The following is a 22877-nucleotide window of genomic DNA, read 5'->3' as shown; positions in this document are numbered from 1 at the left end:
GGGGCCTCCTCGGGGTGCGTGGGTCACAGGGGTGTGATGGTGAGGAAGCGGTTGGTGAAGGTGGCGGTGCCCGCGGTGGTCCGGTGGGCGGCGGTCACCGTGTAGATGGCCCCCGGGGTCAGGCCGGAGAGCGGGAACTGGAGGCTCGCCGAGACCTGGTTGGTGCCGCCGGCGATGGCCGCGCGGCTGTCGGCGGCGGCGAGGACGACCTTGGTGCCCTGCTTCACGGAGGCCGCGAAGTGGACGGTGCCGGCCACGCTGTTGCTCAGCCGGGCGCCGATCGCGAGGACCAGGATCCCGGACGGCGGGGCGAGGACGTTGATCGCGAAGGGGTCGGCGGCGCCGGTCAGCGTCTCGACGTACGCCGTGGACGCGGTCGTGCCGGTCGTCGTGCCGTACCAGTGCGCGATGCCGGGGACCAGCAGGGCCCACTGCTTGGCGGCGGTGAAGTGGTAGTGGCGGCCCGGGTTGTTGAGCCAGGCGATCATGCCGGGCACCGGGTCGGTCAGCTTCGCGTCGCGCGCCGCGGCGTCGGGGAACCGCAGCACGGTGCGGCCGTCGACGGCCTCGGCGAGGGACTGCAGGTGGACGGGGATGTCGGCGTTGTCGGCGGGCTGCGGGTAGGGCAGGCTGCCGAGCGGGGTGAGAGCGACCATGGGTGCGGCTCCTCGTGGGTGCGTGCGGTGGTGGGTCGGGCGGGACGATGGCGGCGGGGCGGCCCGGCGCGTGCCGTCGGCCGGGGTCAGCCCCAGAGCGGGGGCGGCAGGATCTCGCTCGGGATCATCCCGTCGTCGTCCGCCGCCACCAGGGGGTCGTCGATCTGGACGGGTCCGGGCGGCGGCACGTAGGCCTCCTCGGCCGCCTCGCCGTACGCCTCCTCGGTCGCCTCTCCGTACACCTCCTCGGTCGCCTCGCCGGGGATCTCCCCCAGCCCCTGGCCGGGCGTCTCATGCGCGCTCATCCCGTCCCTCCCGTCGTCTCCAGGACCTTCCGGTAGGTGAGCCCCGCCGTGCCGAGCGCGCCGAGCGTCGCGTACTGGGCGGTGAGCAGTTGGTACGTGCGCTGCTTGCCGTACGCGGGGTCGACCGGGCCGTCGGGGGTGAGCCCGGCGTCGTCGGGCACGCCGTTGAAGGAGGTGCCGCGCAGGGTGAGGACCTGCTGCGGCACGGCGCCCGCGGCGTGCGTGGTGCGGATGCCCACCACCCAGGCCAGGGTGTCGAGTTCGGCGCCCGCGGTGTCGACCACCCGGACCACGTCGCCGAGCTGGATGCGCGGGTCGTGCAGGACCTCGACCTCGCCGAGGAGCGGCACGGGGTACCGGCCGGCGACGAGCATCGCGTACGCGAGCGCGGAGGCGCTCTCCGACGTCTGCACCCAGTCGCTGGCGGGCGCCGTGTACTGCTGCTTGCCGTAGTGCTTCTGGCTGGTGGTGTTCCACCAGGCGAGGGAGCGCTGCCTGGGGTCGACCGAGCGCTTGATGGGCTGGATGCGCACGGAGGGCTTGCCGTCCTTGAGGACCGTCCACACGCTGGCCGTGCCCCGGTTGACGAACCGGACGAAGTACGTCGGCCCCTCCCGCCAGCAGCTCACCGTGACCTTGCCCTTGACGGCCGTGCCGCCGGTCTTCGCGGAACCGAACCGCACCCGGTGGCCGTCGGTGGTGACAGTGTCGTCCAGGACGGGGAACGGCCCGATCTCGTTGTCGTCCTCGGCCATCGCGTACTGCACGACGACCGGAACGTTCGGTTTGATCTCCCGCACCACCGGGTCGTCGACGAATTCGCCGAGCGTCCAGCCGACGCCGCTCCAGTCCTGGTAGGTCTGCTCGCAGTGGTTGCGGCAGGCGTCGATCTCCTCGGTGACCGTGAGCGAGGCGATGTCGCGGCGCGTGGTGACGGTCAGGTCGGGGACGGCCGGCACCTTGGTGAACCGCGAGGGGCCGCGCCAGCGGAAGACGCCCTGTTCGTCGAACTCGGCGGTGGACATCGCGGCCCGCGCGATCTCGGTGATCACGTCCCACTGGGACCCGGACACCTTGGGGATGTCGTAGAGCGGCAGTTCGGGGGTGTCCAGGACCGCGCCCTTGGTCCACCCGCCCTTGCGCTCCCACTCCTGTTCCGTATAACTGGCGGTGTCCGGCCAGATCCCGTCGGTGGCCTCGACGCACTCCACCGCCATGTCGGTGGTCAGCTCGATCCGGTTGAGCTCCGAGATCGGCTGCCACGCCGCCTCGTTGGTGAAGGTGTACTTGCCGCCGACGCGGTACGAGCCGTCCGGCGCGGTGAGCCGCGGCTGCACGGTCGGGGCGACGACGGTGCCGGTCGACGCGGTGTCCACCATGAAGCCGAGGTGCCATTTCCCGCGCAGCGACGCCAGCTTGTCGATGGTCCACGTGACCGAGGACGAGCCGACGTTGTGGGTGCCGGAGGTGACGGTCACGACGCCGGTGGCGATGTCGAAGGACGCCTTGATGAACCCGGTCCTCGTGCCCATCTGGTCGAACACCGCCGACAGCTCGACGGTGTTGCCGCGCGCGAGCGCCGTGTTGGCCCAGCACTCCACCTGGAAGACCTTGCCGGGCATGACGAACCGCGAGCGCGGCATCCAGGACGCCTTGAGCCCGGCCGCCTTCGGCATCAGCGCGATCTCGAAGGGGGCGCCCTCCCGTATCCAGTCGTACGCGGTCGGGGCCGGCAGCTCCTCGGGCTGGCCGTAGCTCGCGTTGAAGCCGCCGTGCAGCGAGGCGTACAGGACGGTGACCGGCTTGTCGTCCGCCGTGTCGTTCTTGTCGACGGACGGGGCGCGCGGCGGCGGGCAGGTGTCGATGCCGCCCTGGCGCAGGAGTTCGTCCACGCACCAGGTGGCGGTCGCCACCGGACGCCGGTGGTAGAAGCCGTGGTACGGGCGCGGCAGGGTGGCGGGGCCGCGCAGCCGCTCGGCGCCGTCCAGGGCCTGCACGGTGACGGTGTCGCTGCCGGAGGCCGCGGTGCGCGAGCGGACCGTGCCGCGGAAGGCGGGCAGGGTCCGGCCGCGGGCGCCCGCCGTGTGGACGACCGACTGGCCCGGCCGGGCGAGATCGCCGGTGAGGCGGTCCGCCCACGCCGAGTACAGGCGCGGCGCCGGGATGCCGCCCGTGCCGCCGATCAGCAGCTCCAGCTGCGCGGACGCGCTGCCGGAGAAGGCGCGCATCGCCTCGGGCAGGTCCGTGGCGTACGCGCGCTCCACCTTCCACGACTGGACCTGCCCGCCGAGATCACGGCCGCCCAGGCGGGTGGTGTGGGCCGGTGTCCGCTCGGCGGCGGACAGGGCGCGGTCGAGGACCTCGTCAGAGCGCTGCACCGCGCACCTCCACGAGGTCGATGCTCACGTTGCGGTACGGCAGCGGGGTCGCCGGCACGTCCGTGTACGCGGTGACCGACATCGCCGGGCAGCCGTCGCCCAGGGCGTGCGCGACCGGGGCGTCGCCGAGGGTGAGGCAGGCGCCCGCGAGCCCGAACAGGCCGACGGCGCCCGGGCGTCCGACCGGGGTGGCGAAGGCGGCGCCCGCGGGGGCGGTGCCGGTGACACCGGTCGTGGCCGTGGCCTGGGTGGTGCTCAGGTAGGTCCCGTCCGCCGCCTTCCAGTCCAGCTGGGCGACCGCGGTGGCCGGGTCCCAGCCCGCCGGGAGCAGCCAGGACACCCGCATGCCCGGCGCCACCGGCCAGCCCGGCCAGGTGCCGTGCACCCAGCCGACGGCGACCGCCGCGTCCTGGCAGTCGACGGTGCTGATCTCGTCGGCGTCGCGGGCGAGCGTGACGGCGCCGTTCATGGTGAACCAGTGGTCCCAGCCGCCGGGGACGTCCGACTGCCCGGCCGCCTGGTACGGGTCGAGGAGGTTGACGGAGGCGGGGTCGAGCACGACGAGCGGGCCGCGTCCGGTGCCGACGCGGCGGGCGAGCCGGACGAGGTGCTGGGCGTCCTCGGGCTCCAGGGCGTCGAAGGACAGCTTGACGCGGCGGATGGTGCGGGTGGGGGCGAAGGTGGTGACGCGGCCTTCGAGCGCCTTGAACTCGGCCACGCCGAGCTCGGCGGTGCGCTCCCAGCTCTTCGCCGCCTGCTGGATCTCACGGAGCCGGCCGGGCGCTCCGATCCACAGGTTCCTGGCCATGAACTCCTCCTTTTCTGCGGTGGTTTGGGGGGGGCTGGCGGCTAGCGGCGGGCGAGGGCGCGCTGCCCGGCGAACACGGCGCGGGCGATGGTCTGCGAGTCGACGTCGACGTGCACGGGCCGCTCGGCGAGGCGCTCCATGACCTCGGCGAGGCGGCGCAGGGCGGCGGTGTTGCCGCCGCCGCGGCCGATCATCCGCTCCAGCTTGGAGAGCGGGATGACGGCCTCGGACTCGCCGGCCTCGCCGACCAGGGCGAGGGTGCCGCCGCGGCGGGCCTGGACGATGCCGCCCTGGGCCAGGTGCGGGACGGGCACGCGCAGGTTCGGGAAGCCGAAGGACTTGCCGCCCCACTTGGGCACCCAGCTCGGGATGGAGATCCTGATGCCGGCGAGGACGCCGAACAGCGCGTTGATCGCCGTCGCCAGGGCCCTCATCGGGGTGAGCATGATGTTGCCGAGGCCCTTGAGCAGCGGCTTGATGAAGTCGATGGCCGCGCTGGTGCCGGTCCTGATGGCCTTCCAGGCGACGGTCATGCCGCGCCGGAGGGCGGCGGTGACCTTGTCCATGTTCACGAACTGGGCGATCAGCGGGGCCGCGAGGGTCATGATCAGCCCGAACGGGCTGGACGCCATCGCGAGGTTGAGCCCCTTCTGGGCGGTGCTCGCGCCCTTGAGGCCCTTGCCGAGCGAGCCCATGGACTTGCCGCCCTTGTCGGCGTTCTTGCCGGCCTTGCCGACGGACTTGTCGACGGCGTCGGCCTGCCGCTTCACGTCCCGCAGGGCGTTCTTGGTCTTGTCGGCCGAGCCGCGGAGCTTGTCGAGCGCGCTCTTGAACTTGTCGCTCCCCTGGCGGGCCTTGGTGAGGGAGCCGTCGGCGGTGCGCAGCCCGGAGTGCAGCTTGCGCACGGCACTGTCACCGCTGTTGGCGGAGGTACGGAGCTTGCCGACGGCGGTGGAGGCGGTGCCGGTGGATTTGCCGAGTTTGCCGACGGCCGTGGACACGGTGCCGCTCGACCGGGCCAGGCGCTCGGCCGGACTCGCCGCGGATCCCGTCGACTTGCCCAGCTTGCCCAGCTGGGAGGCGGCCTGGCTCGCGGCGCTGCGCATGCGGCCCAGTTGGGTGGCCGCGGTTCCTATGGACTGGTTCAGTCCCATGGGTGTCTACTCCTCGCTGGATGCGTCAGAGACGGGTCAGAAGGCGTGGCGGGGTCAGAAGACGGAGTTGAGGCGGTTGATCTCGCGCTCCAGGACCTGCACGGAGGCCCCCGCCTGCTCGGCCTCCCGGCGCAGCGCGTTGACCTGGCTGCTCCGCAGCCCTTCGAGCTGCCGGTCCTGCCGCGCCCTGGTGTCGCCCACGTCCGACGCGTCCGCCTTGCGGCGGAGTTTGCGTTCGACGTCCTCGGAGAGCGTGGTGATGCGCTCGCCCGTCGTCGTCAGGTTGGTCTTGATGCGGTCGATGTCCGTACGGTCGGCATCGAGGTCGAGCCGAAGCTTTTCCGGATCCCGGCGGGCGGTCTTGTCGCGCTTCTTCTCCAGCTCCGCCTTCAGGTCGTATTCGAAACTCCAGAGCTTCAGGCCCGTGCCGAGACCGGTGACCTCGGCCGAGATTCCGGTGGCCGATGCGGCGGCGCCGGTGGCCGCGGCGGTCGCACCGGCGGCATCCGCCTTGGCCCCGCCGTATTCGGCCTTGGTCCCGAACGACTGGACCGACTCCTCCAGGTCTGCCACCCTCTCCGAGAGCGGCTTCTTCTCGCTGTCACCCATGGCTTTGCATCTCCTTGAAAGGGTTCGGTCATGTCTACGGATTCTGGAAATCGAATGTCCGGACGCGGAATTCAGGAGTTCGATGTCCCCAAGCGCCTCGCCGGCCGGGATTTCGTGGTCGAGGCAAAGGGGGGATTCCTCGGACCCGGCTTCAAGATAGAAGGCATCATTTCCGAGAATGACGTGACGAAGCACGAACACATCAGCTTCGTGCACTCGCACGAGAAAGCCCATGTGTGGATTCCCGCCCGCTATGAACGGCTGGGCGTCACCGACACGCGCGGCGGCCGCAAGACCGGCCGGTGGAGCCTGGAGTACCGGGCCCTCACCGAGCTTCCCGACCTCCTGGACGAGAACGAGGGCGAGGTCTCACGGATCCTGCGCCACCGCCGGGGCGAGACCCGCGCCGACGTGAAGTTCCAGGGCACGGGCTGTGTACGGCACTTCAGCCTCGACGGTCGGCGACAGCAGGAACTGGTGCGCAACGTCGGCAGCTTCCACGGGACGATCACGATTCCCGGTGAAGGGCTGATCGCCATTTCCGCGGACCCCACGTCGTGGGGCCCGCTGCAGAAGTGGAAGCTGACACTGAAGTGAGCTGAAGTGACGTGAGGTGAGCTGGGGTTCGGCGCCAGGATCACGAAAAGAAGGCCGCCAGTTGCTCCGGCGACGGCTGGGGGGTGTCACCGCCCTCCGACCGCTCCCCCGCACCGTCGGCGGGCCGGCCCGCACCCGGCCGCGGCAGCGGCTTGGGGGGGTCCAGGGGGTCCGAGTCCTCGTCGCGGTTGACCGTGGCGAACATCCAGTTCGCGTCGGAGAGTTGGTCCACGACGTGCGCCAGGAGGTAGTCGGTCACCGACCAGTCCGCCGACTCGCCCTCCGTCTCGCGGGCCACCGCGCCCTCCCTGGGCAGGTGCCGGATCAGGAGCGCCAGGCGGCGCGAGGACAGCCGGCCGCGGTGCCAGTCCAGCAGGTCAAGGCCGTAGAAGCGCAGCAGGTCAGCCTCGAGGGCCTCGGCGTGTTCGTCGACGAACACGCCGAGGCTCAGCCTTCCCCCAGGCCGAGCCCGGTCTCCTTGCCGTACGCCTCCAGGATCGCCCCGACGTCCTGCATCGTGACGTCGTGCCGCTCGAAGCGGGCGAACTGCTCGGCGCCGAGGAGGAGTTCGAGAAGGCCGTCGACGTCGTTGTCGTCGAGTTCGCGCAGCTTGCGCGCGGTCGTGCGGGTCAGTTCGGTCGGCAGCTCGAAGCTGTCGGAGTCGAGCTCGAAGCTCCAGGCCCGGCCGAGCGCTTCGAGGCGCTGGGCGCGGGCGGCGTTGACGTTGAAGCCGGACACGGTTCTCTCCTTGGGCGGGGCCAGTGGGGCGGGCGACGCCCGGCCGCGCGCGGGTGGCGCGGCCGGGCGTCGTCCGGGATGCGGCGCGCTCAGAAGCGAGCGCGACCGTCGACGGCGGACCGTCGGCGCGGCGGCGGGACCGGTGGGCCGGCCCCGGCCGTCCTACGCGTAGGACGAGGACAGCTCCTTGATGCGGAAGCTGGCCAGCGGCGCCGCGTCGTTCTTGGCGAGCGCCGTGAAGGTCACGCCCAGCTTCACCGCACCGGTGCGGGTCAGCGAGATCTCCTCCGTCTCGGTGACCTGGCCGCGCGGGATCACGAAGCGGTACTTGGCCGAGCCGTCGGTGAACTCGATGCCGAGCGCCCGCTCGTCCGCCGTCGGGGTGTGCGCCAGGTCGTACGTGAACTCCTTCAGGTCCTCCGCCGGGGCCCCCGGAACCGCGGCCCCCGCGACGACCTGGCCGCCGCCCATGAAGAAGGCGAGGTTGGCCTTGTTCAGCTGCAGCAGCTGGAACTTCACGGTCAGGTCGCGGTCGGAGTAGATGAACCGCGCCGGGCTCACCGACTGCCAGGTGTCGACCGGGTCGATCTTGTCCTTCTTGTTGAACTTGATGCCGTCGGTCGTGGTGTAACCGAGGTCGACCCACTTGGCCGCGTCCCAGTCGACGGTGGTGTTGGCCGGCGCGTCGGTGCCGGCGGGCGCGATGAGAACGCGTCCGGTGCCTGCGACGCGGATTTCCTTGCCGTTGTTGCCTGCCATGCGTACTCCTCGGGTGATGCCGGGACCGCGGTCCCGGATACGACGAAGGCCCCGCCGTGATCGGCAGGGCCTGCGGGTGTGGTGCGAAGGGGGTGCGTGCGGGGGCGTCCGGCCGGCTACGCGGGCCGGACGGAGATCCGTACCGTCGACAGGTACCGGCTGCCCGCCGGACGGTTGTAGTCGGGCAGCCAGCGCGGCCCGTCCGTCTCGGCGACGTCGGTGACGACGGCCCCGCCGTAGGAGGTGCCGGCCAGTTCGAGCACACAGGCGCGGGCGGCGAGCGAGACGCCGTGCGCGGTGGACTTGTCCGGGCCGTACACCTCGAGGTCGATCAGCGGCTGGTCGAGATGCCGGTCGTCGACCCACGCGCCGCCGACGCGGGAGACGAGAACGGCCTTCTGCGTGCCGTCGAACCCGGCGGGCGGCCGGTTGTCGACGACCGAACCGGCGAGCTCCGCGCGGTTCTTGAGGAAGTCGACGACGAGCCGTTCCGCGTCGGGGAAGGTCAGGATGGACACATGGACACTCCCTGTCGTGAGAGGGGCGAGTGCGGGCAACACAAAGCGGCAGGTCCGCCGCCCCCGGTGGGGGGCGCAGCTCTGCCGCTGCTCCCACTGTGATCCAGGGTCCCCGTTTTCGCAACCGGCCTGTGCGGGACCCGGGTCGGGGACACGACGCAAGGGCCCCGCACCACCTTCACGGTGGTGCGGGGCCCCATGTCTCTTCGTGGGCAACGGCGTTCGTACGCCGATACGGCCACGTCGGACCGGCCACGGCGGACCGGCTACGTCGCGTGCCCCAGGCGGACCGAACGCTCGGCGGCGAACACGTCCTCCAGGCGGTACATCGCTCGCCGCCCCTGGCGCCCGGCGGCCTTCAGGTGGCCGAGCTGGACCCACTTGCGGATGGTGGCGGGCGAGACATCGGCCTCGGTGGCGGCCAGGTCGCCCGAGATCAGCGGTGCGTTCACGGCGTCTCCTCGCCTTCCTGCTCCAGTTCGTGCCGGCACACGGGGTTCACGCACATCGCGACCCCGCGTTCGGGAAACGCCCGCAGCGACACCGACGCGCAGGCGGGGCAGCGTCCCGGCAGGCGCACCAGTTGCTCGGGGTCGCCCAGGGCGCGGGCGCAGCGGCCCGCCATCCGGCGGGTCTCGTCCTCGACGTGGACGGCGAGGTCGGGCAGCGCGGCGACCTGGTCGAGCAGGCCGGCGAGGCGGCGCAGGCGCACCGGGAGGGGTGCGGCGGCGATGCGGCGCAGACCGAGCCGGTCCCGGACGGCCTCCTCCAGTTCGATGACGCCGTCGGTGATGTCGCGCAGGGCGTCCGAGACGTACAGGCGGACCGGCGCGACGCCCGATCCGCCGGGTCCGCCGCCCCGCACCTCGCGCAGGACGCGTCCCGTGCCGGGCGCCAGCTCCTCGAGCAGGAGGGGGTACCGGCGTCCCAGGGACGCGATCCAGAGGGCGGCCTTGTCGAGCACCGCCGCCGTGTCCGGCGCGGCCTTCCCGGCCGGGGCGCTCATCGCCGGCCCCGGGCGGCGGCCGCCTTGCGGGCCTTGACCTCGCGGCCGTTGCGCCACAGCCGTCCGCCGCTGACGCCGTCGAACCACGTGTGGGACGGGTCGACGATGGCCTCGCATTCGCGCCGGATCGGGCACTGATTGCAAGCGCGCAATACCGGCGCCGCCTCGGCGGGGACGCGGGTGAAGACGTACTGCTGCGGAAGGTCCACGCAGGCGGCGTTCCTGCGCCAGTCGAGAGCCTCGTTCCCGGGCTCCGACGCCTGAGAGAACGGGCTGTTCAGAGCAAGTGCGGGGACAGTCGTCCGGTTGGGCATGTTCGGCCCCTCCCCCGGGTATGCGAACATAAGTTCGAAGGTCTGGATGCGTGATCAGAGTGGCACGGTGCGTGCGCATGCGCAACTAAAAACGTGCGACGGGAGAGCCGAAGGAGGAGGACGAGGTGGCCGGAAAACGCCGGTGCCGTGACACCGGTCGGCGGGCACGCGTGCGCGCCCGTACGGGATCTTCACAACGCGATGCGAGCGCGCGCACATTTTGGTGCGCGCGCGATCGGTACGCTCAACCCTGCGACGAGGGGAGAGCCACGACATGGCGTCCAGCTCGCGGGCCAGTGCCCGCATCGACCAGGGGTACCGACCCGAAACCGGCCATTCGCAGAGCCGGGAGGGACGCGAGGGGGGCCAGAGCCGCGCGGGCGAACTCGACGGGTTCGCGGCGTGGATCGAGGGCGTGATGCGCGAGCGCGGCTACGACATCGACAGCCCGCGCGGCGGCGGCAAGTCCAAGCTCGCGGACGACGCGGGCGTCCACCGGGCCGCCGTCAGCCGCCTGATCCAGCGCCAGAGCATGCCGGACCTGGAGACGATGCGCCGGCTCGCGGCGGTGCTCGGGGTCCCGTTGCGGGACATGCTGATCCGCTCCGGACGGCTGTCCGAGGACGATCTCCCGATCGCGGTCGCCCGCGGCGACGACACCGACGCCCCCCGGCTGCTCAGCCCCGAGGAGGCGGCCCGGAGAATGGGCGTGCCTCCAGAACTCCAGGCGGTCTTCGTGAGAGTCACGAGGGCCTTCCTGCCGCAGGTCGAATAGCACGGGGGCGTTACGCAGCCCGGGGGCACAGAGGGAGTGCGAGTATGCCGAGTGACGAACCGGAGGGACCGTCCACGGGCGCGCGTCGCGGTGCGGGCCACCGGGACGCCGAGGGGGAGACGAACACCCCGGACGAACTGGCCCTCCTGGTCGGCGGGTTGCTGATCGAACTCGGTTCGAAGATCCGGCAGGCCGGGATCGACGGCGTCCGCATCCTCACGGAGGAGGAGGCGCAGCAGACCCAGCTGCGCTGGTTCCGCGAGGGCTGGGACGAACACGCGCGCGCCGCCGAGCACGCCCGCGCGCCGGACAGCGAGCCCACGGCACCGGCCGGCCACACCGAGGTGGACCAGCCGCCCGGCAGGCTCTTCCAGTTCCCCGCCGTCCCGCCGCCGCGGGGCGCGCACCCGCTGCCGATCGTCGGCACGGACGAGGTCCGCGGCACCCGGGACCTGATGTCGCACCGGCCGCGCAGGCGCCGGGAGGAACCGCCCCGCCGCCGGGGGCACGAGGAATAGACACACGGCCCGGGCGCGGCTCGCACGCGCCACACCCGTACGCCTCCGAACCCGTACGCCTGCGGACCCGTACGCCTCCGAACCCGAACACCTCCGGACCCGTACGCCTCCGGACCTGCGCGTCTCCACACCCGTACGCCCATAGCCCTCACGCCCCACCCGCACCACACCCCCCGCCCCACCTGCACCACACCCACCTCCCCACCCGTACAACCCTCCCGCCCCATCGCGGGTCTTCTGTGCGCCGAAGCGTCGTGTCCGAGGCCCGGCTCAGCGGTGAGCGGGGCAGGGGCGGCGCGCGGCACCCCTTTCGACACGGGACGCCCGCGCTGCGGGTCTCCCGCATGCCGCAGGAGAACCTCCATGCCCAAGAAGTTCCGTACGGTCCTGGCCGGCGCCGCCACCGCCGCCCTGACCGGATCGCTGCTCGCCGCCGCGTCGGCACCCGCCGGTGCCGCGCCGACCCCGAGCACGGAGGAGGTGCGCGCCGACTTCAACGGCGACGGCTACGGGGACCTCGCGATCTCCGCGCCCATCGCCAAGGTCGCGGGCAAGTCCGGCGCCGGATACGTCGCCGTCGTCTACGGCACCGCGGGCGGCCTCGACCCCGCACGGCGCACCGTGCTCAGCCAGGCCACCACCGGCATACCCGGCACCCCCGAGACCGGCGACTACTTCGGGGACCGGATCACCACCGGCGACCTCGACGACGACGGCTACACCGACCTGATCGTCGGCGTGCACGGCGAGCGCATCGGGTCCAGCGACGAGTCCGGCGCGCTCACCGTGGTGTGGGGCGGCGCGGGCGGCCTCAAGAAGGGCACCGACATCAGCTCGCCGCTGCCCGGCCGCAACGAACTGGGCTGGTCCGTGGCCGCCGGTGACTTCGACGGCGACGGCAGGACCGACCTCGCCGCGGCGAACCTCGCCTCCCCCGAGCTGAACATCTTCAAGGGCCCGGTCTCCCGCACCGGCAAGGCCGCGGGGCGCACCGGCATCGACACGTACGACCAGACCGGCATCAACACCGACCGGATCGTCACGGGCGACGTCGACGGCGACGCGGCCACCGACCTGCTGATCATGGGACAGGAGGAGCACGGCGACGGCTACCGCACCCGCAGCGTCCTCTACCGGGGCGGCACGACGCCCAAGCCCGCCGGAAAGGTCGCGGGCGGCTACGCGGCGACGATCGCCGACGTGAACAGGGACGGCTACGGCGACATCGTCACCGGCAACTTCACGGAGAAGTCGGCCGACGAGCCGAACGGCGGCCCCGGCGGCGCGGTCACCGTCACCTACGGCGCCGCGAACGGCCTGAGCACCCGCACCCCGGTCCGCATCACCCAGGACACCGCGGGCGTGCCCGGCGCCGCGGAGAAGGGCGACTCCTTCGGCTGGAGCCTGGCCGCGGGCGACACCAACGGCGACGGCTTCGCCGACATCGCGGTCGGCGCGGCCGCCGAGTCGCTGGGCGCGGCGAAGAAGGCGGGCTCGGTCGTGGTGCTGCGCGGCGCGGCGGGCGGCCTGACCGGCACCGGCGCCAAGGCCTTCTCGCAGAGCACCGCGGGCGTGCCCGGCACGGCCGAGACGTCGGACTTCTTCGGCGGGGCGGTCCGCCTCGCGGACGCCGACGGCAACGGCCGCGCCGAGCTGGTGGCCGGGGCGTACGGCGAGAACGACGGGGACGGCGCGGTCTGGCTGTTCAAGTCGACCGCGTCCGGCGTCACGGCGAGCGGCGCGAAGTCGCTGAGCGGCACCGGCGTCGGCGGCCCGGCGGGCGCGTCCTACTTCGGTGACGGCCTGGCGGGCTAGGCCTCCGGGGCGCTCGGCCCGACATCGCCCCCGGCTGTCACGTATCCTCCCCATTCGCCCGTTCGGGTGAACGAGAAGAGGATGGACGACTGGTGCCGCAGGTGTCACGGGAATCCCTGGTGTCCCGCCTGGCCCGTCGCGTCCGGGACGCCCTGCTGCACGAGTGGCGGGGCGTCGTGGCCGTGCCCTGGCGGAGGCTGCGCGAGCGCGGGCCGCTGGGGATCTCACTGGCCTTCCTCGCCGCCGTGGCGGTGGTCGGCCTGCACGCGTTCCAGCAGACGGACGCCGGGGCGGGGGTGGTCCGGGCGATCAGCGAGGTGCGGGCCGACCAGCCCGTCCCGCTGACCCTGCTGCGCACGCCCGTCTCGCTCTTCGTGCCCGCGGTCGACCTGCCCGCCTGGGGCGGTCTGCCCCGGCTGATGCTCGCGTTCGCGCTCGCGCAGCTGCTCTTCGGTCCGGTCCGCACGCTCGTGGTGGCGTACGCGGCCACGCTCGCCGGGACCCTCGGGGCGCGCGTGATGATCACCCTCGGGCCGGACCTGTTCGGGCTGCCCGCCGATGCCGCGCACGCGGTGGACACCGGGGCCTCCGCCGCCGTCGTCGGGCTCTACGCCTTCACGGCGGCGGCGGTACGGGCGCCCGTGCTCTTCCTGGCGGCGGTCGTGCCGACGGTGGCCGGGTCGTTCGGCCCGGCCGATCTGGCGGGCCGCGAGCACCTGATCGCGGTGGCCGTGGCGCTGCTGCTCGCCGTCGTCCTGCCCCGCGCCCGGTCCTCTTCGGACCGCACCTGTCCTTCTCTGCGCGAAGCGCCCCCCGTTGTCGGCGACCACTGACAGAATTCGGCCAGGACAGCGGATCGGGAACCGGACACCGGACGGCGGGTCCGGGCGGGATCCGCTGCGCATCGAGGAGGCCGGGGAGCATGACTGTTCTCGACGCGGGGGATCCCCTGGCGGTCGCGGTGACCGGAGCGATCCGCTCCGGTGACGTACCCGCGCTGCGCGAGCTGCTCGCCGCGCATCCCGGCCTGGCCGGCACCGGCATCCGGCGGACCGGCGAGGCCGCGGGCACGCGCAGCCTGCTGCACGTCGCGACGGACTGGCCGGGGCACCTGCCCGCCGGGCCCGAGGTCATCGCCGCGCTGGTCGCGGCCGGCGCCGACCCCGACGCCCGCTTCGTCGGCGTGCACGGCGAGACGCCGCTGCACTGGGCGGCGAGCAACGACGACGTGGCCGCGCTCGACGCGCTCGTCGCCGCCGGTGCGGACATCGAGGCGACCGGCGCCGTCATCGCGGGCGGCACCCCGCTGGCCGACGCGCGCGGTTTCGGCCAGTGGCGGGCGGCGCGGCGGCTTCTGGAGCACGGGGCGCGCACGACGCTGCAGGACGCGGCGACGCTCGGCCTCCTGGACCGGGTCGTCGCCCTGGTCGAGGGCGACGGGCAGGACGCGGACGCGGCGGACGAGCGGGACGGCAGATGGCCCGCCGCCGACGACATCACCAGCGCCTTCTGGGGCGCCTGCCACGGCGGGCAGACCGCGGCCGCGCGCTATCTGCTGGCGCGGGGCGCCGAGCTGGACTGGGTCGGGTACGACGACATGACACCGCTGGACATCGCCGTGGCGTCGGGCGCCGACGAGGTCGCGGAGTGGCTGCGCGAGCGGGGTGCGAGGACGCGGGCGCAACTCCCCTGAGGCCGGGCCCGTGCCCGCACGACCACCGTGCCGAGGTCGACCGGCAGCAGACGGCCGCGGAGGGCCTGGTGCCGGATCAGCCGGACGGGTCGTCGGCGGGGTCCGCCGGGCCCGCGTAGCAGCGCAGGGCGACCCGCTGACCGGGCTGCCACTCCTGCTCGACGACGGCCATCAGGTGCCAGCCCATGCGTTCGTACAGGGCGGCCGCGGCGGCGTCGGAGGACACCACGTCGAGGACGGGGTGCAGCCCGCGCTCCTGTGCCTCCCGTCCGGCGCGCCGCATCAGCAGGGCGCCGATGCCGTGGCCGCGGGCGTCCGGCGCGACGAACAGCCGGCTCACGACCGCGGCGCCGTCCCGGTCCGCGCCGGCCCGCTCGCCCCACAGCCCGGGCGCCTCGTCCCCCGCACCGGGCCGGGCCAGGCCCACGTGCCCGACGATCCGCCCGTCGAGCTCGGCCACCCAGGCGCCGAGCACGGCGGCACCTTCCAGCCAGGCGGCGGGCTGGTCGGGCCAGTTGACGGGGTATCCGTCGGCCTTATGCACGACGGCGAGCACGCCGACGCAGGCCTCCAGGTCACGTACGCCGGAACGTTCCCGCACGCGGAGCACGGGGTGACCCTCGGCGGCGTCGGCGACACGGTCTCGTCTCATCGCAGCATCGAATCACAGCCACGGAGGCCGGGGGCGGTGTTTCCCTTTCCCCCCGGCCGTGGCCGGTGTCAGGACAGCGCGGCCAGGTCCCGGTAGGCGGGGCTCCAGAGATCCTCCGTGGCATCGGGGAGCAGCAGCACCCGGTCGGGCCGCAGCGCGTCGACCGCCCCCTCGTCGTGCGTGACCAGGACGATCGCCCCGGGATACGTGCCCACCGCGCCCAGCACCTCGTCCCGGGACGCCGGGTCGAGGTTGTTGGTCGGCTCGTCGAGGAGCAGCACGTTCGCGCCCGAGTGGACGAGCCCCGCCAGCGCGAGCCGGGTCTTCTCGCCCCCGGACAGCACACCGGCGGGCTTGTCCGCGTCGTCCCCGCCGAACAGGAACGAGCCGAGCACGCCCCGCACCTCACCGTCCGTCAGGTGCGGGGCCGCGCCCGCGAGGTTCTCCCGGACCGTCCGCGCGCCGTCCAGGGTGTCGTGCTCCTGCGCGAAGTAGCCGAGCCGCAGCCCGGCCCCGGCGACGACCCGTCCCGCGTCCGGGAGTTCCCGCCCGGCGAGCAGCCGCAGCAGCGTCGTCTTGCCCGCGCCGTTGAGCCCGAGGACGACCAGCCGGGCGCCCCGGTCGACGGCCAGGTCGACACCGTCGAGTACGCGGCGGGACCCGTACGACTTGGTCAGCGCGACCGCGCCGAGCGGCATCCGGCCGCACGGCGCGGGCTCCGGCAGCCGGATGCGCGCGACCTTCTCGCCGCGCCGCACCGGCTCCGTCCCGGCGAGCAGCCGCCCGGCACGCCGGTCCATGTTCTTGGCGGCGGTGGCGGTCGCGACGTGGGAGCGCATCCGGTCGGCCTGGGCGCGCAGCGAGGCCGCCTTGCGTTCGGCGTTGGCGCGCTCGCGGGTGCGCCGCCGGTCGTCCGCCGCGCGCTGCGCGAGGTAGGCGTGCCATCCGGTGTTGTGCACGTCGACGGCCGCGCGGCGCGCGTCGAGGTGCAGGACGCGGTTGACGGTGTCGGCGAGCAGCCCCGTGTCGTGGCTGATGAGGACGAGCCCGCCCGGATAGGAGCCGAGGAAGCCGCGCAGCCACGCCACCGAGTCGGCGTCGAGGTGGTTGGTCGGCTCGTCGAGCAGCAGCGTGTCGTGCCGCGAGAAGAGGATCCGGGCGAGCTCGACGCGGCGGCGCTGACCGCCCGAGAGGTCGCCGACGGGCCGGTGCAGGGCCCGCTCGGGCAGCCCGAGCCCGGCCGCGACCCGGGCGGCCTCGGCCTCCGCGGCGTATCCGCCGCGCGCCTGGAAACGGTCGTCCGCCCGCGCGTAGGCGGCCATCGCCCGCTCCTGCGCGGCCGGATCCGCCGCCCGCGCCATGGCGGCCTCGGCGGTCCGCAGCGCCGCGACCGCCTCGTCCAGGCCGCGGGCCGACAGGATGCGCTCGGCGACGGAACGGGCGGGGTCGGCGGCGCCCGGGTCCTGCGCGAGGTGGCCGACGGAGCCGGTCCGGGCCACGGTGCCGTCGGCCGGGCCGGCCTGTCCGGCGAGGATCTTCATCAGGGTGGTCTTGCCGGCGCCGTTGCGCCCGACCAGGCCGACGCGGTCGCCGGGGGCGACATGGAAGGAGACGTCGGACAGCAGCAGGCGGGCACCGACGCGCACGTCGGCGCCTCGTACGGTGATCATGAGGTAACGCTCCGCAATAGCGAATGGACACACGGGTGACGTGAAGGCGTGTGTCCTGGCTAGGAAATGCGGGGCGTAGACATGCCTCCGAGGCTAACGCCCCCGCCCGTCCCCCCGCCACGCCGTTTCCGCCCGCCCTGCGACGCACCCGGCGCCGGGGGATCATCGAGCCATGGACGTCACCCTTCACCTCGCCCAGGAGCCCGCGGCCGACGAGCTCCTCGGCCGCAGCCCGCTGGCCGCGCTGACCGGCATGCTCCTGGACCAGCAGGTCCCCATGGAGTGGGCGTTCGCGGGCCCGCACACGATCGCCACGCGGCTCGGCGCGGACGACCTCGACGCCCACGAGATCGCGTCGTACGACCCCGAGGCCTTCGCCGCGCTCCTCTCCACGAAGCCGGCGGTGCACCGCTATCCGGGCTCGATGGCCAAGCGGATCCAGCAGATGTGCCAGTACCTGGTGGACCACTACGACGGCGACGCGGCAGGCCTCTGGCGGGACGTGTCCACCGGCGACGAACTCCTGAAGCGCCTGAACGACCTGCCCGGCTTCGGGAAGCAGAAGGCCCAGATCTTCCTGGCCCTCCTCGGCAAGCAGCTGGGCGTCCGCCCCAAGGGCTGGCGCGAGGCGGCGGGCGACTACGGCGCCCCCAAGGCGTACCGCTCCGTCGCGGACATCACGGACCCGGAGTCCCTCCAAAAGGTCCGCACCCACAAACAACAACTGAAGGCAGCAGCAAAAGCCGCGAAGTAGCCCCCACACGACGCCCCGCACCTGCACGCGAGACGCGAGGGAACTCACGGACCGCCCCGCACCCGCAAACCCACCAAAGGCGACGTACGGGCCCCACCGGCCCGCACCCGCGAGCGAGACGCGAGGGGACGCGGGGGTATGTGCGCACGGAGCACCGAGCCCACAATGCCGTCTTTGTTCGTGCAGCGGGGCGCAGGGATAGCGAGTACGCACATACCCCCGCGGCCCCGCCCCCCGACGGGACCCGGGGCGAACCCCCGGGCGCAAAAGGCCCAGGGGCCAGATTCCGTCTAGCCCATGAGGGGCCTATCCGGCCCCACCACGATCAACACACCCCCCACCCGGGGACATGCCCTCCATGAGCACGCCCCCGCCCCACCCCCACCGCCGCCCCCCGCGGCCCCGGGCGGCGCTGCTCACCCTCCTGATCCTCCTCCTGGCCGCCCTCGCCCCGGCCCCCACCGCCCACGCGGCACCCCCACCCCCCGCCGCCCTCTCCACGGAGACCGGCAACGAGGCCTCGCAGGACGCCCCGGACACGGCCCTGCGCCTCCCCACCCGGCACGCCACCCGCCTGCCCTCCGCGCGCCCCCGCGTCCCCGCACCACCGCACGACGCCACGCCCCCCGCGCCCCCGCACCGCACCCCGCTCCACCCGCACGTCCCGACCCCCCGCTCGGTGGTCCTGCGCTGCTGACGGGAAGGCACCACGCCGCCTCCCCCAGCAACCGGCACGAACAAGCGCAGACGAAGGACACCCCCATGCCCATCGACCCCCACGCGGCCCTCCAGGCCCTCCTCCGCGCCGAAGCGGCCCGCACGGCCCCCCTGGACCCCGCACCCCCGGAAACCACACCCCCCACCCCCGAGGAAGACCACAACACGGGCCCCCACACTCACCCCAAGGACGCCTGACCCCGACAGCCGACAGGCGACAGGCCGCAGCCGACAACCGACAGCCGACAGCCGACGAGGACAGCTCGACGCCCGCCGCGCAGGCGACAACCCGCCCAAGGCCCCGCGCCCAGGGAGGGCCCCCGCCCTACCGGCGGCGCCGAGCCGTCCCGAACACCGACCGCGAGATCTCCCGCCCGATCTGCGTCCCCATGGACCGCAGCAGGGACTTGAACATCCCGCTCCCCACCACCTGCTCCACCACGGACCCGTCACCCCGCGGCCGGGCCCGGGCCTCCGCCCGCGCCGCCTTCTCCGCCTCCTTCTCGGCCTCCGCGGCCGCCACCTCGGCCTGCTTGCGGGCCTGCGTCCGAGCCTCCTGGGCGGTCAGCTTCTCGTACGCCGACTCGCGGTCGACCGCGTCCGCGTACCGCGAGTACAGCAGCGAGGCCCGCACGGCCTGCTGGAGCGCGCCCGCCTCCACGGGGCCCATGAGCGACTCCGGCGCCCGCAGCCGCGTCGCCGCGACGGGCGTCGGCGCGCCCTTCTCGCTGAGCACGGTGACCACGGCCTCGCCCGTGCCGATCCCGGTGAGGATCTCCTCCAGGTCGTACGGCGAATCGGGAAACGTCCGCACCGTCGCCTTGAGCGCCTTCTGGTCGTCGGGGGTGAAGGCGCGCAGCGCGTGCTGCACCCGGTTGCCGAGCTGGGCGAGCACGTCCGCGGGCACGTCCTTGGGGGTCTGCGTCACGAAGAACACGCCGACCCCCTTCGAGCGGATCAGCCGCACGGTCTGCGTGATCGCCTCCAGGAAGGCCTTCGAGGCGCCGTTGAAGAGGAGGTGGGCCTCGTCGAAGAAGAAGACCAGCTTCGGCTTCTCGACGTCGCCGACCTCGGGCAGGTCGTTGTAGAGGTCGGCGAGGAGCCACATCAGGAACGTCGAGAAGAGCTGCGGCTTGTCCTGCACCTCGGCGAGTTCGAGGACGGAGACCAGACCGCGCCCGTCGGGCGCCGACCGCAGGAACTCGCTGGTGTCGAACTCGGGCTCCCCGAAGAAGTCCGCCATGCCCTGCGCCTCGAAGGCGGTGAGCGCGCGCAGGATGACGCCCGCGGTCACGGACGAGAGCCCGCCGATGCCCTTGAGCTCGGGCTTGCCCTCGTCCGAGGTCAGGAAGGTGACGACGGCACGCAGGTCCTTCAGGTCGACGAGTTCGAGGCCCTTCTGGTCGGCGTAGTGGAAGATCAGCCCGAGCGACTGCTCCTGGGTCTGGTTGAGCTGCAGCACCTTGGAGAGCAGGACGGGCCCGAAGCTGGTGATCGTGGCCCGGACGGGAATGCCGGTGCCGATGCCGCCGAGCGCGTAGAACTCGCTGGGGAACCCGGTCGCCTCCCACTCCTGCCCCACGTCCGCGGCCCGCTCGGCGACCTTCGCGCCCGGCTCGCCGGGGGCGGAGATGCCCGAGACGTCCCCCTTGATGTCCGCGAGGAAGACGGGCACGCCCTGCGCGGCGAGCTGCTCGGCGATGAGCTGCAGGGTCTTGGTCTTGCCGGTGCCGGTGGCGCCGGCCACGAGGCCGTGCCGGTTGAGCATGGGCAGCGGGATGCGGATCTGCGCGTCGGCGAGGCACCGGCCGTCCCAGAGCAGGGCGCCCAGATCGAGGGCGGGCCCGTCGAAGGCGTACCCGGCGGCGATCGCCGCGGCCTCCTCGGGCAGGGCACCGGCACCGGCCCCCGCGGCGACCTCGCCGCCCCCGGACCCCACTGCCCCGCCAGCCCCACCAGACCCACCAGCCCCTCCGGAAGCACTGCCTCCACCCGTCACTCCGGCGACCGGCACAGACTCGTTCGGGCGGTTCTCCTGGCCCGGCGTGGACGGCATCGGCTGGCTCTCGCTCACTTCGGCCCCTGTTCCCGGCTGGCGTGTTTCCGGTTTGCACCGATTTACTGCGGCATTTCCCAGGGTCGCACTCCGTCTCCATGGCTGCGCCCGGAGAGCCTTGCCCGGTAGGCTTTCCGTGTGATCTTCAAGCGCATCGGAAACGGCCGGCCGTACCCCGACCACGGCCGGGAAAGCACCCGGCAGTGGGCGGACGTCGCGCCGCGCCCGGTCCGCCTCGATCAGCTCGTGACGACCAAGGGCCAGCTCGACCTGGAGACCCTGCTCGCCGAGGACTCGACGTTCTACGGCGACCTCTTCGCGCACGTCGTGAAGTGGCAGGGCGACCTGTACCTGGAGGACGGGCTGCACCGGGCGGTCCGCGCCGCGCTGCAGCAGCGCCAGGTGCTCCACGCGCGCGTGCTCGAACTGGGCTGACGCGCCCGCTCCCGCGCCCGAACGGGGCCCAAGTCCGCATTGGCCCTTTTGGGTTGGACTGGGCCCCGCGTAATGATCATTTAGTAGGCATCGCCGTCCGGCCGCACTACGCTGCGCCCATGAGCATGCTCACTCCCCCCGGCATGGGCGGCAAGTACCGCATCACGGGGGACAAATATCCACGGATGCGCCGCCCCAGCGGACGCCGCAGGGTCGTGCTCGCGGTGATCGCGGCCACCGCGGCCGTGGGCCTGATCGGCTGGGGCACGCTGCAGCTCATCACCGTCTTCACGGGCGGCGACAAGGCATCGGCGGCGGGCCGCGCGAGCGGCGACTGCGACCGCGGGCCGGGCGCCCGTGCGTCCGCCTCCCCCGACGCGGCGGCCGCAAGCCGGAAACGGCTGCCCGAGCCCGGCCGGATCAAGGTCAACGTCTTCAACGCCACGCCCCGCGGCGGCCTCGCCAAGGACACCGCCGACGAGCTCAAGAAGCGCGGCTTCGCCATCGGCAAGGTCGGCAACGCGGCGAAGGAGTACGACAAGAAGGTCAAGGGCCCCGGGATACTGCTCGGCGCCAAGGGGACGGCCGACACGGCGATCCCCGTCCTCGGCACGCAGCTCGCGGGCGCCGAGCACCGGTCCGACGCCCGCAAGGGCGACGAGGTCGACCTGATCATCGGCACGCAGTTCAAGAACCTGGCGAAGAAAGCGGACGCCGACAAGGCGCTGGCCGCACTGGCCGCACCCGAGCCGACGCCCGCCGCTTCGGACCAGAAGAACTGCTGAGCCCGGGGAGGGGCTCCCCGGTGGGAACCGCGGGGGCTACTCCGCCGCCCCGTACATCCGGTCGCCCGCGTCGCCCAGGCCGGGCACGATGTACCCCTGCTCGTTGAGCCGCTCGTCGACCGACGCCGTCACGACCGTCACCGGCGTGCCCGCCAGCTCGCGCTCCATGATCTCGACGCCCTCGGGGGCGGCGAGCAGGACCACGGCGGTCACGTCGTCGGCGCCGCGCTTGATGAGCTCCCGGATCGCCGCGACCAGCGTGCCGCCGGTGGCGAGCATCGGGTCCAGGACGTAGACCTGGCGCCCGGACAGGTCGTCGGGCATGCGCGTCGCGTACGTGGAGGCCTCCAGGGTCTCCTCGTTGCGGACCATGCCGAGGAAGCCGACCTCGGCGGTCGGCAGCAGCCGCACCATGCCGTCCAGCATGCCGAGACCGGCGCGCAGGATCGGCACGACCAGCGGCCGCGGGTAGGAGAGCTTGACGCCCGTGGTCCGGGAGACCGGGGTGTCGATGTCGACCTGCTCGGTGCGCACGTCCCGGGTGGCCTCGTACGCGAGCAGGGTGACCAGCTCGTCGGCGAGGCGCCGGAAGGTCGGGGAGTCGGTGCGCTTGTCGCGCAGCGTGGTGAGTTTGTGCGCCACCAGCGGGTGGTCGACGACGTGGATCCGCATGACATCAACAGTAACCGGGACCGCGCCGCCCGCCCCTCGCCGGGACCCGGCGCCCCCCGCGGGACCCGCCGGGAGCGAGCCCCTCCCGTCGCGCTGGCATCAACCACGCCGGCCGGGGGAAGGTGGGGACGTACGGACTGAGGTGGTGTGGCCCATGGCCGAGCGTAAGCCGGAAGACGAGAGCAACGCCGAGCGGCGCAGGCGCCGCGCCCAGTTCCTGCGCGAACGCGACGAGGCCATCGAGCTCCGCGACCGCGTGAAGCCGCGCCGCGCCCGGGCGGCACGGATGCGTCAGCAGATGCGTATGCGCACGTTCCGCTGGTAGCCGCCCGGTCGGCGGCGGGCCCGGCGAGGGCCCCGGAAGAACGCGACGCGGAACACAGCGGCCGGAAGACCTCTCCTGACGGCGCTGTTTCTGCCACGATTCCGAATGGGCGGGGCTTGGCACAGCAACTCCCCGCTCCCCGACCTCGCCGGGGGGACCCCTAACCGC

At 73.2% G+C, this 22877-nt stretch carries 29 protein-coding genes; 12 read left to right on the top strand and 17 right to left on the bottom strand.

Going from position 1 to position 22877, the window contains the following annotated elements:
• Nucleotides 1-23: 23 nt before the first annotated feature.
• The 6 genes from ACFYXE_RS18375 to ACFYXE_RS18350 form a co-directional block, all read right to left on the bottom strand.
• Entirely contained in the window at nucleotides 24-656 is a 633-nt protein-coding gene (locus ACFYXE_RS18375) for a hypothetical protein (protein WP_361168741.1), read from the bottom strand.
• 86 nt (nucleotides 657-742) lie between these two features.
• Nucleotides 743-961, bottom strand: coding sequence for a hypothetical protein (locus tag ACFYXE_RS18370; RefSeq protein WP_389313515.1), 219 nt, complete (start codon nucleotides 959-961; stop codon nucleotides 743-745).
• Complete coding sequence (locus ACFYXE_RS18365) at nucleotides 958-3339, bottom strand: hypothetical protein (protein WP_389313513.1); 2382 nt, start codon at nucleotides 3337-3339, stop codon at nucleotides 958-960. Before ACFYXE_RS18365 ends, ACFYXE_RS18370 begins: the two co-directional genes overlap by 4 nt.
• Entirely contained in the window at nucleotides 3326-4147 is an 822-nt protein-coding gene (locus tag ACFYXE_RS18360; protein WP_389313511.1) for a hypothetical protein, read from the bottom strand. The genes ACFYXE_RS18365 and ACFYXE_RS18360 overlap by 14 nt, the downstream gene beginning before the upstream one ends.
• 41 nt (nucleotides 4148-4188) lie before the next feature.
• Entirely contained in the window at nucleotides 4189-5301 is a 1113-nt protein-coding gene (locus ACFYXE_RS18355) for a hypothetical protein (RefSeq protein WP_389313509.1), read from the bottom strand.
• A 54-nt stretch (nucleotides 5302-5355) separates the two neighbouring features.
• Nucleotides 5356-5910: a hypothetical protein gene (locus ACFYXE_RS18350; RefSeq protein ID WP_389313507.1), complete on the bottom strand. Its 555-nt coding sequence runs from the start codon at nucleotides 5908-5910 to the stop codon at nucleotides 5356-5358.
• A 54-nt stretch (nucleotides 5911-5964) separates the two neighbouring features.
• On the opposite strand from ACFYXE_RS18350, the gene ACFYXE_RS18345 reads away from it, so the two are divergent.
• Nucleotides 5965-6507 (top strand): hypothetical protein, encoded by a 543-nt coding sequence (locus ACFYXE_RS18345; RefSeq protein WP_389313505.1) that lies wholly within the window; start codon nucleotides 5965-5967, stop codon nucleotides 6505-6507.
• A 40-nt stretch (nucleotides 6508-6547) separates the two neighbouring features.
• On the opposite strand, the gene ACFYXE_RS18340 is transcribed toward ACFYXE_RS18345, so the two are convergent.
• The 7 genes from ACFYXE_RS18340 to ACFYXE_RS18310 form a co-directional block, all read right to left on the bottom strand.
• Nucleotides 6548-6946: a hypothetical protein gene (locus ACFYXE_RS18340; RefSeq protein WP_389313503.1), complete on the bottom strand. Its 399-nt coding sequence runs from the start codon at nucleotides 6944-6946 to the stop codon at nucleotides 6548-6550.
• An 8-nt stretch (nucleotides 6947-6954) separates the two neighbouring features.
• Nucleotides 6955-7245: a hypothetical protein gene (locus ACFYXE_RS18335; protein WP_361181583.1), complete on the bottom strand. Its 291-nt coding sequence runs from the start codon at nucleotides 7243-7245 to the stop codon at nucleotides 6955-6957.
• 162 nt (nucleotides 7246-7407) lie between these two features.
• Nucleotides 7408-8004 carry a phage tail protein gene (locus tag ACFYXE_RS18330; protein ID WP_361181678.1) on the bottom strand — a complete coding sequence of 199 codons (597 nt, stop codon included), beginning with the start codon at nucleotides 8002-8004 and terminating at the stop codon, nucleotides 7408-7410.
• A gap of 116 nt (nucleotides 8005-8120) precedes the next feature.
• Nucleotides 8121-8522, bottom strand: a complete 402-nt coding sequence (locus ACFYXE_RS18325; RefSeq protein WP_361181676.1) for a hypothetical protein — start codon at nucleotides 8520-8522, stop codon at nucleotides 8121-8123.
• A 266-nt stretch (nucleotides 8523-8788) separates the two neighbouring features.
• On the bottom strand, nucleotides 8789-8974 hold the full coding sequence (locus ACFYXE_RS18320) for a helix-turn-helix domain-containing protein (RefSeq protein WP_389313499.1): 186 nt from the start codon (nucleotides 8972-8974) through the stop codon (nucleotides 8789-8791).
• Nucleotides 8971-9528, bottom strand: a complete 558-nt coding sequence (locus ACFYXE_RS18315; protein WP_361173852.1) for a hypothetical protein — start codon at nucleotides 9526-9528, stop codon at nucleotides 8971-8973. The genes ACFYXE_RS18320 and ACFYXE_RS18315 overlap by 4 nt, the downstream gene beginning before the upstream one ends.
• A complete protein-coding gene (locus tag ACFYXE_RS18310) occupies nucleotides 9525-9737 on the bottom strand; it encodes a hypothetical protein (protein WP_389313497.1) in 213 nt (70 codons plus the stop codon). Before ACFYXE_RS18310 ends, ACFYXE_RS18315 begins: the two co-directional genes overlap by 4 nt.
• 523 nt (nucleotides 9738-10260) lie before the next feature.
• Between ACFYXE_RS18310 and ACFYXE_RS18305 the strand changes: the two genes are divergently transcribed.
• The 5 genes from ACFYXE_RS18305 to ACFYXE_RS18285 all read left to right on the top strand — a co-directional run bounded on the left by ACFYXE_RS18305 (nucleotide 10261) and on the right by ACFYXE_RS18285 (nucleotide 14643).
• On the top strand, nucleotides 10261-10617 hold the full coding sequence (locus ACFYXE_RS18305) for a helix-turn-helix domain-containing protein (RefSeq protein ID WP_361173866.1): 357 nt from the start codon (nucleotides 10261-10263) through the stop codon (nucleotides 10615-10617).
• A 44-nt stretch (nucleotides 10618-10661) separates the two neighbouring features.
• Nucleotides 10662-11135: a hypothetical protein gene (locus tag ACFYXE_RS18300; RefSeq protein ID WP_389313495.1), complete on the top strand. Its 474-nt coding sequence runs from the start codon at nucleotides 10662-10664 to the stop codon at nucleotides 11133-11135.
• A gap of 363 nt (nucleotides 11136-11498) precedes the next feature.
• Nucleotides 11499-12950, top strand: coding sequence for an FG-GAP-like repeat-containing protein (locus ACFYXE_RS18295; RefSeq protein WP_389313493.1), 1452 nt, complete (start codon nucleotides 11499-11501; stop codon nucleotides 12948-12950).
• A 92-nt stretch (nucleotides 12951-13042) separates the two neighbouring features.
• Complete coding sequence (locus ACFYXE_RS18290; RefSeq protein ID WP_389313491.1) at nucleotides 13043-13783, top strand: hypothetical protein; 741 nt, start codon at nucleotides 13043-13045, stop codon at nucleotides 13781-13783.
• 89 nt (nucleotides 13784-13872) lie between these two features.
• Nucleotides 13873-14643 (top strand): ankyrin repeat domain-containing protein, encoded by a 771-nt coding sequence (locus ACFYXE_RS18285; RefSeq protein WP_389313489.1) that lies wholly within the window; start codon nucleotides 13873-13875, stop codon nucleotides 14641-14643.
• Between the two features lie 76 nt (nucleotides 14644-14719).
• Here ACFYXE_RS18285 and ACFYXE_RS18280 read toward each other — a convergent pair whose 3' ends face one another.
• Together ACFYXE_RS18280 and ACFYXE_RS18275 are read right to left on the bottom strand one after the other, a co-directional pair.
• A complete protein-coding gene (locus ACFYXE_RS18280; RefSeq protein ID WP_389313487.1) occupies nucleotides 14720-15295 on the bottom strand; it encodes a GNAT family N-acetyltransferase in 576 nt (191 codons plus the stop codon).
• 68 nt (nucleotides 15296-15363) lie between these two features.
• A complete protein-coding gene (locus ACFYXE_RS18275) occupies nucleotides 15364-16965 on the bottom strand; it encodes an ABC-F family ATP-binding cassette domain-containing protein (protein ID WP_389313485.1) in 1602 nt (533 codons plus the stop codon).
• A 172-nt stretch (nucleotides 16966-17137) separates the two neighbouring features.
• Between ACFYXE_RS18275 and ACFYXE_RS18270 the strand changes: the two genes are divergently transcribed.
• The 3 genes from ACFYXE_RS18270 to ACFYXE_RS18260 all read left to right on the top strand — a co-directional run bounded on the left by ACFYXE_RS18270 (nucleotide 17138) and on the right by ACFYXE_RS18260 (nucleotide 18634).
• Entirely contained in the window at nucleotides 17138-17719 is a 582-nt protein-coding gene (locus tag ACFYXE_RS18270; RefSeq protein WP_389313483.1) for an HhH-GPD-type base excision DNA repair protein, read from the top strand.
• Between the two features lie 358 nt (nucleotides 17720-18077).
• Nucleotides 18078-18416: a hypothetical protein gene (locus ACFYXE_RS18265; RefSeq protein ID WP_389313480.1), complete on the top strand. Its 339-nt coding sequence runs from the start codon at nucleotides 18078-18080 to the stop codon at nucleotides 18414-18416.
• Between the two features lie 65 nt (nucleotides 18417-18481).
• A complete protein-coding gene (locus tag ACFYXE_RS18260; protein ID WP_389313478.1) occupies nucleotides 18482-18634 on the top strand; it encodes a hypothetical protein in 153 nt (50 codons plus the stop codon).
• 127 nt (nucleotides 18635-18761) lie between these two features.
• Here ACFYXE_RS18260 and ACFYXE_RS18255 read toward each other — a convergent pair whose 3' ends face one another.
• On the bottom strand, nucleotides 18762-20375 hold the full coding sequence (locus ACFYXE_RS18255; protein ID WP_389313476.1) for a helicase HerA-like domain-containing protein: 1614 nt from the start codon (nucleotides 20373-20375) through the stop codon (nucleotides 18762-18764).
• Between the two features lie 255 nt (nucleotides 20376-20630).
• On the opposite strand from ACFYXE_RS18255, the gene ACFYXE_RS18250 reads away from it, so the two are divergent.
• Together ACFYXE_RS18250 and ACFYXE_RS18245 are read left to right on the top strand one after the other, a co-directional pair.
• Entirely contained in the window at nucleotides 20631-20927 is a 297-nt protein-coding gene (locus ACFYXE_RS18250) for a type II toxin-antitoxin system VapB family antitoxin (RefSeq protein WP_003955420.1), read from the top strand.
• Nucleotides 20928-21046: 119 nt separating this feature from the next.
• The gene (locus tag ACFYXE_RS18245) at nucleotides 21047-21712 is read left to right on the top strand and encodes a LytR C-terminal domain-containing protein (protein ID WP_389313474.1); all 666 of its coding nucleotides are present in this window, start codon (nucleotides 21047-21049) and stop codon (nucleotides 21710-21712) included.
• A gap of 36 nt (nucleotides 21713-21748) precedes the next feature.
• Here ACFYXE_RS18245 and upp read toward each other — a convergent pair whose 3' ends face one another.
• Nucleotides 21749-22384 (bottom strand): uracil phosphoribosyltransferase, encoded by a 636-nt coding sequence (gene upp / locus ACFYXE_RS18240; protein ID WP_361173820.1) that lies wholly within the window; start codon nucleotides 22382-22384, stop codon nucleotides 21749-21751.
• Between the two features lie 154 nt (nucleotides 22385-22538).
• Between upp and ACFYXE_RS18235 the strand changes: the two genes are divergently transcribed.
• On the top strand, nucleotides 22539-22709 hold the full coding sequence (locus tag ACFYXE_RS18235) for a hypothetical protein (RefSeq protein ID WP_361173817.1): 171 nt from the start codon (nucleotides 22539-22541) through the stop codon (nucleotides 22707-22709).
• Nucleotides 22710-22877: the final 168 nt, after the last annotated feature.

The organism is Streptomyces sp. NPDC002564 (assembly GCF_042889645.1).
GTDB lineage: Bacteria > Actinomycetota > Actinomycetes > Streptomycetales > Streptomycetaceae > Streptomyces.
Note: the sequence above shows the minus strand (reverse complement) of the source record. Positions and strands in the feature narration are given on the sequence as shown.

Coding starts and splice junctions, on each gene's coding strand:
- ACFYXE_RS18285 (WP_389313489.1), top strand. CDS start 13,873: ATGACTGTTCTCGACGCGGGGGATCCCCTGGCGGTCGCGGTGACCGGA.
- ACFYXE_RS18355 (WP_389313509.1), bottom strand. CDS start 5,301: ATGGGACTGAACCAGTCCATAGGAACCGCGGCCACCCAACTGGGCCGC.
- ACFYXE_RS18280 (WP_389313487.1), bottom strand. CDS start 15,295: ATGAGACGAGACCGTGTCGCCGACGCCGCCGAGGGTCACCCCGTGCTC.
- ACFYXE_RS18370 (WP_389313515.1), bottom strand. CDS start 961: ATGAGCGCGCATGAGACGCCCGGCCAGGGGCTGGGGGAGATCCCCGGC.
- ACFYXE_RS18330 (WP_361181678.1), bottom strand. CDS start 8,004: ATGGCAGGCAACAACGGCAAGGAAATCCGCGTCGCAGGCACCGGACGC.
- ACFYXE_RS18245 (WP_389313474.1), top strand. CDS start 21,047: ATGAGCATGCTCACTCCCCCCGGCATGGGCGGCAAGTACCGCATCACG.
- ACFYXE_RS18315 (WP_361173852.1), bottom strand. CDS start 9,528: ATGAGCGCCCCGGCCGGGAAGGCCGCGCCGGACACGGCGGCGGTGCTC.
- ACFYXE_RS18260 (WP_389313478.1), top strand. CDS start 18,482: ATGCCCATCGACCCCCACGCGGCCCTCCAGGCCCTCCTCCGCGCCGAA.
- ACFYXE_RS18275 (WP_389313485.1), bottom strand. CDS start 16,965: ATGATCACCGTACGAGGCGCCGACGTGCGCGTCGGTGCCCGCCTGCTG.
- ACFYXE_RS18235 (WP_361173817.1), top strand. CDS start 22,539: ATGGCCGAGCGTAAGCCGGAAGACGAGAGCAACGCCGAGCGGCGCAGG.
- upp (WP_361173820.1), bottom strand. CDS start 22,384: ATGCGGATCCACGTCGTCGACCACCCGCTGGTGGCGCACAAACTCACC.
- ACFYXE_RS18265 (WP_389313480.1), top strand. CDS start 18,078: ATGAGCACGCCCCCGCCCCACCCCCACCGCCGCCCCCCGCGGCCCCGG.
- ACFYXE_RS18345 (WP_389313505.1), top strand. CDS start 5,965: ATGTCCGGACGCGGAATTCAGGAGTTCGATGTCCCCAAGCGCCTCGCC.
- ACFYXE_RS18350 (WP_389313507.1), bottom strand. CDS start 5,910: ATGGGTGACAGCGAGAAGAAGCCGCTCTCGGAGAGGGTGGCAGACCTG.
- ACFYXE_RS18305 (WP_361173866.1), top strand. CDS start 10,261: ATGCGCGAGCGCGGCTACGACATCGACAGCCCGCGCGGCGGCGGCAAG.
- ACFYXE_RS18375 (WP_361168741.1), bottom strand. CDS start 656: ATGGTCGCTCTCACCCCGCTCGGCAGCCTGCCCTACCCGCAGCCCGCC.
- ACFYXE_RS18360 (WP_389313511.1), bottom strand. CDS start 4,147: ATGGCCAGGAACCTGTGGATCGGAGCGCCCGGCCGGCTCCGTGAGATC.
- ACFYXE_RS18300 (WP_389313495.1), top strand. CDS start 10,662: ATGCCGAGTGACGAACCGGAGGGACCGTCCACGGGCGCGCGTCGCGGT.
- ACFYXE_RS18295 (WP_389313493.1), top strand. CDS start 11,499: ATGCCCAAGAAGTTCCGTACGGTCCTGGCCGGCGCCGCCACCGCCGCC.
- ACFYXE_RS18270 (WP_389313483.1), top strand. CDS start 17,138: ATGGACGTCACCCTTCACCTCGCCCAGGAGCCCGCGGCCGACGAGCTC.